Origin of the sequence: Chryseobacterium sp. P1-3, from assembly GCF_000738495.1 — a bacterium.
In the GTDB taxonomy this organism is placed as follows: Bacteria; Bacteroidota; Bacteroidia; order Flavobacteriales; family Weeksellaceae; genus Chryseobacterium; species Chryseobacterium gallinarum.
This window is the reverse complement of record NZ_JPEQ01000007.1, coordinates 921,895-936,418: the sequence shown is the minus strand read 5'-3', so window position 1 is coordinate 936,418 and position 14,524 is coordinate 921,895. Positions and strand designations below refer to the sequence as shown.

Annotated in this window: 12 protein-coding genes; all 12 read left to right on the top strand. The window is 37.9% G+C overall.

Annotated elements, in window-relative coordinates; genetic code table 11:
* The first annotated feature begins 6 nt into the window (after positions 1-6).
* Positions 7-1,608 carry a RagB/SusD family nutrient uptake outer membrane protein gene (locus tag HX13_RS12710; RefSeq protein ID WP_082129204.1) on the top strand — a complete coding sequence of 534 codons (1,602 nt, stop codon included), beginning with the start codon at positions 7-9 and terminating at the stop codon, positions 1,606-1,608.
* 17 nt (positions 1,609-1,625) lie between these two features.
* A complete protein-coding gene (locus HX13_RS12705; RefSeq protein WP_050021365.1) occupies positions 1,626-2,744 on the top strand; it encodes a SusE domain-containing protein in 1,119 nt (372 codons plus the stop codon).
* A gap of 77 nt (positions 2,745-2,821) precedes the next feature.
* Entirely contained in the window at positions 2,822-4,978 is a 2,157-nt protein-coding gene (locus HX13_RS12700; RefSeq protein ID WP_050021364.1) for a glycoside hydrolase family 97 protein, read from the top strand.
* Between the two features lie 197 nt (positions 4,979-5,175).
* Entirely contained in the window at positions 5,176-7,035 is a 1,860-nt protein-coding gene (locus HX13_RS12695) for a glycoside hydrolase family 13 protein (RefSeq protein ID WP_050021363.1), read from the top strand.
* Positions 7,036-7,047: 12 nt separating this feature from the next.
* Complete coding sequence (locus HX13_RS26060) at positions 7,048-7,302, top strand: nuclear transport factor 2 family protein (RefSeq protein WP_316931295.1); 255 nt, start codon at positions 7,048-7,050, stop codon at positions 7,300-7,302.
* The gene (locus HX13_RS26055; RefSeq protein WP_316931294.1) at positions 7,277-7,564 is read left to right on the top strand and encodes a nuclear transport factor 2 family protein; all 288 of its coding nucleotides are present in this window, start codon (positions 7,277-7,279) and stop codon (positions 7,562-7,564) included. The genes HX13_RS26060 and HX13_RS26055 overlap by 26 nt, the downstream gene beginning before the upstream one ends.
* Before the next feature lie 16 nt (positions 7,565-7,580).
* Positions 7,581-8,963, top strand: a complete 1,383-nt coding sequence (locus HX13_RS12685) for an MFS transporter (protein WP_050021435.1) — start codon at positions 7,581-7,583, stop codon at positions 8,961-8,963.
* Between the two features lie 514 nt (positions 8,964-9,477).
* Entirely contained in the window at positions 9,478-10,206 is a 729-nt protein-coding gene (locus tag HX13_RS12680; protein ID WP_050021362.1) for a pirin family protein, read from the top strand.
* Between the two features lie 105 nt (positions 10,207-10,311).
* Positions 10,312-10,863, top strand: coding sequence for an NADPH-dependent FMN reductase (locus tag HX13_RS12675; RefSeq protein WP_050021361.1), 552 nt, complete (start codon positions 10,312-10,314; stop codon positions 10,861-10,863).
* Between the two features lie 276 nt (positions 10,864-11,139).
* Positions 11,140-12,132, top strand: coding sequence for a phosphoribosylformylglycinamidine cyclo-ligase (gene purM, locus HX13_RS12665; protein WP_050021359.1), 993 nt, complete (start codon positions 11,140-11,142; stop codon positions 12,130-12,132).
* A gap of 75 nt (positions 12,133-12,207) precedes the next feature.
* Positions 12,208-12,771 (top strand): phosphoribosylglycinamide formyltransferase, encoded by a 564-nt coding sequence (gene purN, locus HX13_RS12660; RefSeq protein WP_050021358.1) that lies wholly within the window; start codon positions 12,208-12,210, stop codon positions 12,769-12,771.
* Between the two features lie 173 nt (positions 12,772-12,944).
* The gene (purH, locus tag HX13_RS12655) at positions 12,945-14,462 is read left to right on the top strand and encodes a bifunctional phosphoribosylaminoimidazolecarboxamide formyltransferase/IMP cyclohydrolase (protein ID WP_050021357.1); all 1,518 of its coding nucleotides are present in this window, start codon (positions 12,945-12,947) and stop codon (positions 14,460-14,462) included.
* The last annotated feature ends 62 nt before the right edge of the window (positions 14,463-14,524 follow it).

Here is a 14,524-nt window from a genome sequence, read left to right as displayed (position 1 = left end):
ATTAAGATGAGACTCAATAAGATCAAACTTAAAAATATAGTATTACCTCTTTCTGCAGTATTTTTATTAACTGCAACTTCATGTGTTAAAGATCTTGAAAGAGAGCCGATTACAGACGTTACTTCAGCAAGCGTTTATAAGGATTTTGCCAATTATAAAAATATCCTGGCAAAGCTTTACGGAGGATTAGCCATGGGAGGACAAATCAGTGGAGACGGGGACCAGCCGGATAGCGATATTAATGGAATCAATGGTGGATTCTCCCAGTATACAAGACTATTGTACAACCTGAACGTAGTGACAACTGATGAAGCTGTAATCGGGTGGAACGATGGAAACCTTCATACCCTTCACAAAATGACATGGGATGCTTCCAATGAGTTCATTGCAGCAATGTATTACAGGGTATTTACAGAAATTGCTTATTGTAATGAATTTCTGAGAAATGTGACGGATGAAAAATTAGCATCCAATGGGATTTCCGGAGATAATCTTACCCAGGCAAAACTGATGAGAGCTGAAGCTCGCTTCCTGAGAGCACAATCATATTACCATGCGATTGATATGTTCGGAAACGTACCTTTTGTAGATGAATCCTATATGCCGGGCTCTAAAAATCCCCCTCAGAGAATAGAAAGAAAAGCTTTATTTAATTTTATCGAATCTGAACTTCTTGCCGTAGCCAATGAACTAAAAGATCCCAGAACCAATGAATACGGAAGAGCAGATAAAGCCGCCGTATGGTCTTTACTGGCAAAATTATATTTAAATGCTGAGGTGTATACAGGAACCCAGAGAAATACAGACTGTATCACTTATTGTAATAAAGTAATTGCAGCTGGTTATTCTTTAAAACCTAAGTACGATGAGCTTTTCCTTGCAGATAATAATGTTAATAATCCGGAGCAGATCCTGAGCGTAAACTTTGATGGAATCAATACACAGACCAACGGGGGAACAACTTATATGGTGCATGCTGCGGTTGGAGGAACAATGCCTTCTTCTGATTTCGGGATCAATGTTGGATGGGGTGGTTTAAGAACTACAAAGGCTTTTGTAGGCCTGTTTCCAGCTAACGGAAGTGATAAAAGAGGAAGATTCTATACATCTGGACAGAATTTGGAAATCAATGATCTTGGGTCTTTCAATGATGGATATGCATTTATCAAATACAAAAACATTAAAAGCAATGGATCAGCTGGAGCTCATAACAACTGGGTAGAAGCAGATATTCCGTTATATCGTTTAGCAGATATCTACCTGATGTATGCAGAAGCTGTACTTAGAGGAGGTGCCGGCGGAAATCAGGCTACTGCCATTGGATATATTAACCAGCTCAGAGAACGTGCTTATGGCAATACAAACGGAAACGTATCTTCTATCAATCTTGATTTTATTTTAGATGAAAGAGCAAGAGAATTGTCATGGGAAATGACCCGGAGAAGTGATCTTATCCGTTTCAACAGGTTTACAACAGGAGATTATCTATGGCCATGGAAAGGAAATGTAAAAGACGGTAAAGCCGTGGAAAGCTATAGAAATCTATTCCCGATACCGGCTAAAGACATTGTTGCGAATCCTAACCTGATTCAGAATCCCGGATATTAATTTAAATTCTGCTAAAAATGAAAAATCTATTCAAAATATTGGCCCTGGTTTTTACCGGACTATTAATTTTTTCCTGTGAGAAAGATGAAGATCAGGCTGTCATTAATGAAACATCTGCCGGTAAAATAACTGCGGATAAAAGTGCAATTATTCTTAATGAACTTAATGCCAATGATCCTGTCATCACATTTACATGGACAAAACCTATATTTAATATTGCTGTCGTTCCCAATCAGAAAGTAGAGTTCGGAATCAAAGGTGATAACTTCAAAAAAAGTGCAACCATTGATTTCTCCAACGACCTTGTGACGGGTACAGCTACCCATGCCGCTATTAATGCAGCAATGTTCAACATTGGTGCAAAACCGGATATAGTGAATGACATCGAAGTAAGATTGAAAACTTCTGTGGGATCAGCTGTTTTTTATTCCAATATTATAGCCCTTAAAGTAACTCCCTATACTCCTAATCCGGATTTGGTATACCCTAAAATCAATGTGCCAGGTAGCTATGCTGGGGCAGCGGGTTATGCAAACTGGGCTCCGGATAATTCACCTAATCTGTTTTCCCCTGAGAAAAATGACAAATACAGAGGGTTTATCTGGATCAATACCGTAACCGGTGACGAGGATGGAAAATATAAATTTTCTATCAATCAGGATTGGCCGGGAAATAAAGGAGATGACGGAACCCTTTCAGGCAAATTGAAGCTGGATGGAGACAATATCAAAGCACCTGCAGCAGGAACATACTATATTAAAGTAGATTGGGCAGCCAATACCTATTCCTCCGTGTTGGCAAACTTTGGTGTGATCGGTGATGCAACTCCTACAGGATGGAATTCAGATACTGATTTTGTATACAATCCTTCCACAAAGACTTATGTCATCAATTCCATCGCATTGAGCAATGCCGGGTCATTTAAGTTCAGAGCCAACGATGACTGGACTTTTAAAATTCAGCCTAAGAATGCTGATGAAACCCTGATTTCAGGAAAAGGAGTACAAACCTATTTCAATGCTGAAGGTACGGTAACTGATGACCATGGATATAAGGTTTCAGAAGCAGGTAACTATAAAATAGAACTGGATTTGCATAATTCAGCGTATTATAAGTTAACCATTACAAAATTATAATAAGTATTACATTGATAAAGCAAAGTGCTGCTTTATTGCAGCACTTTATTTATTTTTTTTAAGTATAAATAGTCATTATGAAGAAAATTATAGTTGGAGCACTTTTGCTCTCAATGATGTTTGCAGGCGTAAAAGCTCAATCCTTAAAATCCCCGGACGGGAAGTTTGAAATGAACTTCCAGTTAAAAGAAGGGGTACCTTACTATAACCTGAAATACAATGGGGCTGTAGTGGTTGAAGATTCTAAACTGGGATTAAGATTATTTAAAGACAAAGCCATAAAATTTGCTTCTGAAATAGCCAAGCCGGAAGATGCAAAGTTCGATCTGAATAACGGTTTTGCAAAAATCGATGAAAAAAGAGATTCTAAAAATGAAACCTGGCAGCCGGTTTTAGGAGAAAAGAAAAATTATATTAACCACTATAATGAGCTGGCAATTACGCTGAATCAGGCTTCTACAGACAGGAGTATTGTGGTAAAATTCAGATTGTTCAATGATGGATTAGGGTTCAGGTATGAATTCCCACAACAGAAAAACCTGAACTATTTCGTAATCAGGGAAGAAGATTCTGAAATCGATTTTCCTACCGATATGAAAGCATGGTGGATCGTAGCAGATTACGATTCCCAGGAATATCAGTACCAGGAAACAAAAGTGTCTGAAATTCCCGCGCAATGGGATAAAGCATTTGACGCCAATGCCTCACAGACCTTAGTGAAAAATGCAGTGCAGTCTCCGTTAATGCTTAAGAAAGAAGGAAAAAATCCTTTATACATCAACGTTGCTGAAGCAGCAGTATTAGATTACCCTGCTTCACACCTTGAAGTGGATGCACAGAATTTTAAATTCAAAACCCATTTAACGGCTGACAGGCAAGGAGCAAAAGGATATATCCAGACTCCATCGGTAACACCCTGGAGAACCATCATCGTTGCTCCAAAAGCAGAAGAAGTGATGGATTCTAAAATGATCTTCAACCTTAATGAGCCTACAAAATATACCGATACGTCTTATATTCATCCTACAAAATACATGGGAGTATGGTGGGAAATGATCATCGGAAAATCCCAATGGGCATATTCTACGGCTGAAAACGTACACTTAGGCAAAACAGACTTTACAAAGCTTACTCCAAACGGAAAACATGCCGCAAACAATACAAAAGTTAAAGAATACATAGACTTCGCAGCGGAAAACGGATTCCAGGGACTTCTGATTGAAGGATGGAACATCGGTTGGGAAGACTGGTTCGGGAATTCCAAAGAATATGTTTTTGACTTCATTACCCCTTATCCGGATTTTGATATCAAAATGCTGAATGAGTATGCTCATTCCAAAGGAATTAAGCTGATTATGCATCATGAAACTTCAGGTTCTGCAACGAATTATGAAAGATGGGCAGATAAAGCTTTCCAGACAATGAATAAATATGGATATGACGCTGTAAAAACCGGATATGTAGGAGATATTATTCCGAGAGGAGAGCACCATTATTCTCAATGGACCATCAATCATTATTATAGAATTGCTGAAAAAGCAAACGACTATAAAATTATGATAAACTCTCACGAATCTGTACGTCCAACAGGAGAGAGCCGCACCTATCCGAACTATATTTCTGCAGAAGCAGCCCGTGGAACAGAATATGAAGCATTCGGAGGAAATAAGCCTGATCATCAGACCGTACTTCCGTTTACAAGATGGATGGGTGGCTCTATGGATTACACACCGGGAATTTTCCAGACTAAGCTGGATTATTACTTCCCTGGAGATAAGCGTTTTGTAAAAACTACATTGGCTAAGCAATTGGCACTGTATGTAACGATGTACATGCCTCTTCAGATGGCGGCAGACCTTCCGGAGAACTACAAAAAGCATATGGATGCATTTCAGTTTATCAAGGATGTAGCAGCAGATTGGGATGATACGAAAATCTTATCTGCAGAGCCGGGAGATTATGTAATCACTGCAAGAAAAGCAAAAGGTACCGAAAACTGGTTTGTAGGAGGTATTACCGATGAAAACAAACGTGATTATACTGTAGATTTCTCATTCCTGGATAAAGGAAAAAAATATGTAGCGACAGTTTATGAAGATGGAAAAGATGCGGATTATATCGACAATCCTCAAAGCTATAATATCTATAAAAAAGAAATTACCAGCAAATCAAAAATTAATTTTAAAATGGCGAGAAGCGGAGGTTTTGCAATCTCTGTTAAACCTGTAAAATAATTTTAAAGAATAAACATTAAGGTGCCCCGGTTCATTGTTTTCAATGTCCGGGGTATTTTATATATGTTTGTTTTTTCTAAAGAACTTTAGATACGTGAATATTTTCAATAAAAAATTTTAAAAATGTTGGGTATAAGGCATGAATTCTAATATATTGCAGGAATATTTGAAAATTTAATGCTAAATTGAACTTTAATATGAAGACAATATATGCAGTACTCACCCTCTCCATAGCTTCTGCCGCTTTTTCTCAGAAAACACTGGAAAGAGTAGAACCGGCTTTCTGGTGGAAGGGAATGAAAAATCCCGAACTTCAGATCCTGGTGTATGGAAAAGATATTGCCCATAATGAAATTTCACTTTCAGATGGTATCCGTGTTAAAGATATTCAGAAAGTAGAAAATCCTAATTATGCTTTTATTACCGTAAATACCAATGAAATTAATGTTCCAAAGTTTACCATCAATGTTAAGAAGGGTAAAAAAAGCCTGGGAACTTATACCTATGAACTGAAGCAGAGAAACCCCGGATCTGCAGATCGTGAATCTTTTACCTCTAAGGACGTTATGTATCTGATTATGCCGGATCGTTTCGCTAATGGAGATGAAAAAAATGATTCAAACCCGGAATTAACTGAAAAGGCAGATCGGAACCTGCCTAACGGAAGACACGGTGGAGACCTTAAAGGGATTATCAACAACCTTGATTATATTCAGAATCTTGGCGCTACGGCAGTATGGCTTACACCAGTGAATGAAGACAATGAGAAAGTTTACTCTTATCATGGCTATGCTCAAACCGATTTATATAAAATTGATGCCCGCTATGGCACGAATGAAGAATACAGAAATCTTTCCCGTGAACTGAATAAAAGAAATATGAAGCTGGTTATGGATTACGTAACCAACCATTGGGGCGTTTCACACTGGATGATCAAAGATCTTCCCGCAAAAGACTGGATCCATTGGTTTAATGACGGAGATAAAGGCTTCAAACGCTCAAACTATAAAACAACCACCCAGTTTGATACCAATGCTTCAGAAATTGATAAAAAATATGCACTGGACGGATGGTTTGATACAACAATGCCTGATATCAACCAGAAAAATCCATTGGTTTTAAAATATTTAACCCAAAATGCCATCTGGTGGATTGAATATGCAGAATTAGGCGGTTTCCGTGTAGATACTTATCCTTACAATGACAAGGACGTTATGGCAAAATGGGCGAAGGCTATTACCGATGAATACCCGAAGTTTAATATTGTAGGAGAAACCTGGTTGTATACGGCAGGGCAAATTTCAGCGTGGCAGAAAAATTCTAAAACGGGAGAAGCAGCAGGATATAATTCTAATTTGCCGTCTGTAATGGATTTTATGCTGTTCGCAGATATGCCTAAAGCCCTGAAAGAAAAAGAAGGCTGGAATACAGGAATGATCAGAATTTATGACTCTTTTACCAGCGATTTCCTCTATCCGGATATCAATAATATCCTGGTTTTCTTTGAAAATCATGATACGGAAAGATGGAATGAAATCTTTAATGCAGATCCTAAGGCATACAAAATGGGTCTTACCCTGATTTCAACGGTACGTGGCATTCCCCAGATTTATTACGGATCAGAAATCGGAATGCGGGGCGACAAAAATAAAGGGGGTGATGCAGATATTCGCAGAGATTTTCCGGGTGGCTGGAAGTCCGATAAGCAAAACGCATTTAACCCTGCAGGGCAGACGCCGGAACAACAAGACTTCTTTCAATTTACCCAAAAATTACTGAATTGGAGAAAAGGCAAAGAGGTAATTCATACCGGGAAAACTAAAAATTATGTTCCTCAGGATGGCGTCTTTACCTATTTCAGATACAATGAAAAAGAAAGTATTATGGTGATCCTTAACAATAATGAAAAAGATCAGGCGTTAGATTTGAAACGTTTTGAAGAATCATTAAAAGGATTTTCAAAAGGAAAAGACGTGATTTCAGGAAAGGAATGGATGCTTCATAACAACATTGTCATTCCTGCAAAAACTTCATTGATTATTGAGCTTGAAAAATAAATGATTAGCTATATGAAAAAATTATTAACCGCTTATGTGATTCTTTTACTTGGATTTACCGTGCTTTCAGCACAATCTAAAAACGGGTTTGAAAAGGAGAAAACAGAAATCAGTACAATGCTTGATGCTTTCAATGTAGCAGCAGCAAAGGCAGATTACAATACTTACTTTAATTATTTTGCTGACGAGTCCACCTTCATCGGGACCGATGCCACAGAAATCTGGGATAAAAAAAGCTTTCATGATTTGGGCAAAACCCCATTTTGATAAAAAGAAAACCTGGAATTTTACCGCTCTTAAAAGGAATGTTTATTTCAGTAAAGACGGAAAACTGGCCTGGTTTGATGAATTACTGGATACCCAGATGAAAATATGCAGAGGCTCCGGGGTGGTAGAAAAAATCAATGGAAGCTGGAAGATCAGACAATATGTACTGTCTATGACGGTTCCTAATGAAGTGGTAGATAAAGTAGTGGCTGAAAAAACACCTCTTGAAGAGGTATTGATCCGGCAACTGAAAACCAAATAATACATTGGAAGATAATATGGCAAAAAAAATAAAACCGGAACTTTCACTTGCCCAGATCATCAATATGAGTATGGGATTCTTAGGTATTCAGATGGCATTCGGACTACAAAATGGAAATGCGAGCCGCATTCTTGGTAATTTAGGAGCTGATGTTCATGAATTATCATGGTTCTGGTTAGTGGCGCCCATTACAGGATTAATCGTTCAGCCTATCATTGGGCATATGGGAGATAATACCTGGAGCCCCTTAGGGAGAAGGAAACCGTATTTCCTGATAGGTGCTGTTCTGTGCGCCATAGGATTGGTATTGTTGCCGAATGCAGCATCAGTTACACAGATGTTTGCTGCGAATGCCCTTTTACTGGCTGTTATTTTTTTGGCGATGATGGACGCCTCTGTCAATATCGCTATGGAGCCTTTCAGGGCGCTGGTGGGGGATATGCTCCCAAAACATCAGGGGACAATAGGTTTTTCAGTGCAAACAATTTTAATAGGTATCGGTGCGGTATTGGGTTCATATTTGCCGGATTGGCTTACAAAACTTGGAATTTCCAATGAAGCTCCCAAAGGGTATGTGGCAGATAACGTGATCTATTCTTTTTATGTAGGTGCTGCGTTACTTATTATAGCCATTTTATATACCATCATTACAACCAGGGAATACTCTCCGGAAGAATTTGCTGAATTTGAAGATGGAAAAGCAATAGAAAAAAAACAATCCGGATTTTCAGATATTTTTAAGGATTTTGCAACTATCCCTGTACAAATGAAAAAACTGGGTATTGTTCAGTTTTTCTCCTGGTTTGCACTCTTCACCATGTGGGTGTTTACAACCAGCGCTCTGGCCACGCATCATATGGGACTTTCCCCGGAAGATACACATTCAAAAGCATTTAATGATGCAGGAGACCTGACAGGAAAACTCTTCGGAATGTATAATCTCTGGGCTATTCCTTTTGCGTTTTTATTGACTCCTATTGCAAAATGGATCGGAAAGAAACAAACCCATGCCCTGGCGTTGTTTTGTGGAGGTTTAGGACTCATTTCCATGTATTTTATCAAAGATGTGAACAATTTATGGATCTCAATGGTAGGATTAGGATTTGCCTGGGCAAGTATCCTTGCCATGCCTTATGCCATGCTGATTGAAGTCATCCCACAAAAGAAAATGGGAGTGTATATGGGAATATTCAACTTCTTTATTGTCATACCACAGATCATCAACGGATTATTCGGAGGTCCTGTTGTAAGCAGCATTTTTGGCAAACAGGCAATGGATTATGTAGTTGTTGGTGGAATTTGTATGCTGATTGGAGCATTAGTAACCATGATCTTTATTAAATCTGAAGATGAAACTCCTAAGGAAATTGAAGAAGAGATTCAACAGGTACATTTTTAAATTAATTTAATAGAATTCAAATTACATATTAATAAAGCTATCCATAAACATCTGTGAAAATCAGAGTCATCTGTGGTTAAAATTAAAACTACAAAAGTCGCAAGAGTTTTGAACACTTTAGTTTTTGAAGTTAAGAGCATTAGCGTTTAGAAGTACACAAAAGCTTAAAAAATCCAAGATTTTTATTATTAAACTGGTGTGTTTACTTACTTGTGTGCTAAAGCTATCCGTAAACATCTGTGTCAATCTGCGTCATCTGTGGTTAGAACTCAACCACAAAAGTCACAAAAGTTTTTTTAGTCTTTTTAAGTTAAAAATATTGCATTTGAAGTGTACCCAAGTTTAAAATTAAAGATTTACAAATCTGCGGTATTGCTTAATCGAATAACATACATTCATACCGCAAAATAATCAGTCATTTCATTGCCTTTTGCTGCCCAATTTCCTTTCTTAACCTACATCAACTTTATTACCGTCCGCATCCCGTACATTTGCATCATAAATAATCACAGAAATGAAAACAGTATATCATAAAGCAGATTCAAGAGGCCATGCCAATCACGGCTGGTTAAACTCTTACCACACATTCAGTTTTGCAAACTATCAAAACAGGGACCGAATGAATTTTGGGGTATTGAGAGTGTTAAACGATGACACCGTTTCCCAGGGAATGGGATTCGGAACCCACCCGCACAGGGATATGGAAATTATTTCCATTCCTCTGGAAGGAGATTTGGAACATAAAGATTCGATGGGAACTACTGCAGTCATCAGAAAAGGTGAAATCCAGGTGATGAGTGCCGGAACCGGGGTTATGCACAGCGAATACAACAAAAATAAAGATGAAGAAGTAAAATTTCTGCAGATCTGGGTTTTTCCAAGAGAATTAAATGTAGAGCCAAGATATGATCAGAAAAGTATCAAAGAAGGTGAAAAAATCAACGGATTTCAACAGATTTTATCCCCGAATAAAAATGATGATGGGGTCTGGATCCATCAGGACGCATGGTTTAATATAGCCAACTTTAAAAAAGGCAATGGTAAAAATTATATGCTCAACAAAAAAGGAAACGGGGTGTACGCATTTGTTTTGAAAGGGAGTGCAAAAGTAGGGGACCGTGTTCTGAATGAAAGAGACGGATTAGGAATCTGGGATACCCAAAGCTTTAATATCGAAGCAGTGGAAGACACAGAAATATTATTAATGGAAGTACCCATGGAATTGCCTTCTTATCTTAAATAAAAAACTAAATTTGTATCCTTTAAACTTAAACTTAAACTTAAAATAGTATGAAATAGCTATCAACCAACCGGTAGCTATTCATATAACTTTAAAAAAAAATTATATATGAAAATCTTAGCAATAGCAGGAAGTAACTCAGAAGTTTCCATGAACAAACAATTGGTAACCTATGCATCAACATTGTTTGAAAATGCAGAAGTGGAAGTAATCGATCTAAATCCTTTCGAAATGCCAATCTATAAGCATGAAAGAGAATTGGCAAACGGTGTTCCGCAGGAAGCTTATAATTTTGCAGCAAAAATCGATGGAGCAGAGGTGTTATTGGTAGCTTTAGGAGAGCATAACGGAACCTATTCCACGGCGTTTAAAAATGTGTTCGACTGGGTGTCAAGAATCAAAGACAGAACCGTATGGAACGAAGTGCCAATGCTACTGATGTCTACATCTCCCGGAGGAAGAGGTGGAGCAGGAGTTTTGGAAGCTGCATCGAAGCGTTTCCCTTTCCATGGAGGAAATGTGGTGGAAACTTTCTCTCTTCCATTCTTCAATGATAACTTTGATAAAGCAGCTCAAAAGATTTCTAACGAAGAGAAAGACAATGAGTTAAAGGAGAAAATAAAAAAGATTGCAGCCATTGAATCTATTCTTGAAAAATAGAATTTGAATATTCATTTAAAATTACTATTTTTGCAAAAAGAAAAAGAGATGAAAATTCAGACCTCCTATAAACAATGTTTTTCTCATAAAGGGAAAATTGTGGGCTCTGAAATTCTGAGATAAAATAACGGCCGATAATCTGAAAAGATTGTCGGCTTTTTTTGTTTTCTAAATTTGAATATAAAAGTAATTGAAATATTAAAGATACAAGACTCCAGAAGCCAGATACCAATAGTCTGAAATCTGAAATCTGAAAATCTAAAAATCTAAGCAGACATGAGCAACACTTACAAATCAGCAGGAGTAGACAAAGAAGAAGGATACAAAACGGTTGACAAGATCAAAAAAGCGGTCGGTGAAACCCACAATTCCAATGTATTGAATCATTTGGGAAGTTTTGGTGCTTTCTATGAAATCGGAGGATACAGGAATCCGGTTCTTGTTTCAGGAACAGATGGAGTAGGGACCAAGCTGAAAGTGGCTTTAGATACTAAGAAATACGATTCTATCGGAGTAGATTGCTTCGCAATGTGTGCCAATGATATTCTGTGCCACGGTGCAAAACCTTTATTCTTTTTAGATTATCTGGCTTGTGGGAAGCTGGATTCTGAAATTGCAGCAGAAATCGTTTTAGGAATGGTGGAAGCCTGTAAAGATAACAACTGTGCATTAATCGGTGGAGAAACTGCTGAAATGCCGGGAATGTACCAGCCGGGAGATTACGATGTGGCAGGATTTTGTGTAGGAATCGTAGAAAAAGACCAGATCATTGACGGTTCCAAAATTAAAGCAGGTAATAAAATTATTGCATTGCCAAGCTCAGGGTTCCACTCAAATGGATTCTCTTTAGTAAGAAAAGTATTCCCGGATTTTGAAGAAGAATTTGAAGGAAAACCTTTATACGAAACCCTTTTAGTGCCTACAAGATTATACTATAAAGATATTCATAAAGTATTGGAAGAAATCGAAGTAAGCGGGATTGCTCACATTACAGGCGGAGGCCTTTATGAAAACGTTCCGAGAATTATTCCTGAAGGACTTTGTGCATCTATTGACGGTTCAAAAATCAGAATACCAAGTGTAATGCTTGAACTGGAAAAAAGAGGTGGAGTAGCCCGCGAAGAAATGTTCGGAACATTCAATATGGGTGTAGGGATGGTGATCGTAGTAGATGCGGAACATGCAGAAAAAATATTACACCTTTTAGATGATGCTTACGAAATCGGGGAAATCACTGAAGGAGCAGAAAAAATCAATTTGAAATTTTAAATGACATCAGATTTCAGACACCAGACATCAGACTTTAAGTCTGTAATCTGATATCTGATATCTAGCATCTGAATAATGAAGAACATTGTAGTACTCGTATCCGGTTCAGGAACCAATCTGCAGAGAATCATTGATACTATTGACTCGGGAGAGATCCAGAATGCAAAAGTGGCTTTAGTGGTAGCAGACAGAGAATGTTTCGGATTGGAAAGAGCAAAGAATCATAATATAGAAAACATACTGATTCCAAGAGGAAAGAATTTCAGCAGCGAATTGGCTAAAGTAATTCCACAAGATACAGACCTTATTGTACTGGCAGGATTTTTATCCATTTTGAAACCTGAATTCTGTGAAAACTGGAACGGTAAAATAATTAATATTCATCCGGCATTGCTTCCGAAATTCGGAGGAAAAGGAATGTGGGGAATGAATGTACACAACGCCGTTATTGAAGCCAGGGAAGCAGAAAGTGGGGCAACGGTACATTTTGTGACTCCGGGTATTGATGAGGGAGAAGCTATTCTTCAGAAATCTTTTGAAGTAACTGCTGACGATACTCCTGAAACATTAGCCCAGAAAGTTCATCAGATCGAATATGAAATATTTCCCTTAGCGATCAATAAGGTACTGGGAAACTAATAAATATAACAATGTACCAGTGTACCAATTTACCAATGTTGAAGGTATTGTTACATTGCTAGACTGATACATTGCTACATTATCAAAAAAATCTAAGTAAAATAAAAAGTAATCCGGAGGTGAAAGAACCGGGTACAGTTTGAAATAACTGTGAAAAGTAAAAATTGAAAGTAATGAGTAAAAAGAGAGTTTTAATCAGTGTTTCTGACAAAAGTGGCTTAATAGAATTCGCACAGTTTTTGGAAGCTCAGAATTATGAGTTGATTTCTACAGGAGGAACGTTCAAACATTTGAAAGACGCTGGTTTAAATCCTGTTCAGATCGATGAAATTACCAATTTCCCTGAAATGTTGGACGGAAGAGTGAAAACCTTGCATCCAAAAGTTCATGGCGGACTTTTAGCAGTCCGTACCAACGAAGAGCACATGAAAACCGTTCAGGAACACGGAATTGGTCTGATTGACATGGTTATCGTAAACCTTTACCCTTTCTTTGAAAATGTGAACAAAGACATTTCTTTACACGAAAAAGTAGAGTTTATTGATATCGGAGGGCCATCAATGCTTCGTTCTGCAGCAAAAAACTTTGATTCTGTAACCGTAATTACTGATGTGGAGGACTATACAACAGTAAAGCTGGAAATGGAGCAAAATGGAGACACTTACATTGAAACCCGTAAAAAGCTTGCAGGAAAAGTATTCAACCTTACTTCTGCTTATGATGCTGCTATTTCAAGAATGCTTTTAGATGAAGAATATCCAACGTATTTAAATGCTTCATACAAAAAAGTATCTGATCTGAGATACGGTGAAAATCCTCATCAGACTGCAGCTTACTATGTTTCTACTTTCGAGAACGGAGCTATGAAAGACTTTGAACAGCTTGGAGGTAAAGAACTTTCTTTCAACAACCTTCGTGATATGGACCTTTGCTGGAAAGTAGTCAACGAGTTCAAAGAAGAAATGGCCTGTTGCGCTGTAAAACACTCTACACCTTGTGGTGTGGCGATCGGAACTTCCGCATTGGAAACATACCAGAAAACTTTCGAATGCGATCCGGTTTCTATTTTTGGCGGAATTGTTGCTATGAACTATAAGATTGATGCGGCAACAGCTGAAGAACTGAACAAAACTTTCCTTGAAATCGTAATGGCCCCTGAGTTTGATGAAGAGGCTCTGGAAATCTTAAGAAAAAAGAAAAACCTTAGAATCATCAAAATCGTAAACCCTGTTTCAGATAAACAAACCTGGGTAAAGGTTGATGGCGGTATTTTAGTTCAGGACAATGATCTTCATTTCTCTGATGACATTAAGGTAGTTACTGAAGTACAGCCTACAGAAGCACAGAAAAAAGCATTGCTTTTCTCTCAGAGAGTGGTAAAATATGTAAAGTCAAACGCTATTGTTGTTTCCAACGGAATCCAGGCATTCGGAATCGGTGGAGGACAGGTTAACAGAATCTGGGCAACACAACAGGCTATCGAAAGAGCAAAGGAAAAATTCTCCGGAGATCTGGTATTGGCTTCAGATGCGTTTTTCCCTTTCCGTGACGTAGTGGACTTCTGCGCCCAGGAAGGTATCAAAGCAATTATTCAGCCGGGTGGAAGTGTAAAAGATCAGGATAGCATAGAAGCTGCTAATGAGCATGGTATCCCGATGATGTTTACAGGTGTCAGACACTTTTTCCACTAATTAAAATAGAATTAAAAAATAATCAGGGATTGTATTTATAGCATTCAAAATTATATATTTGT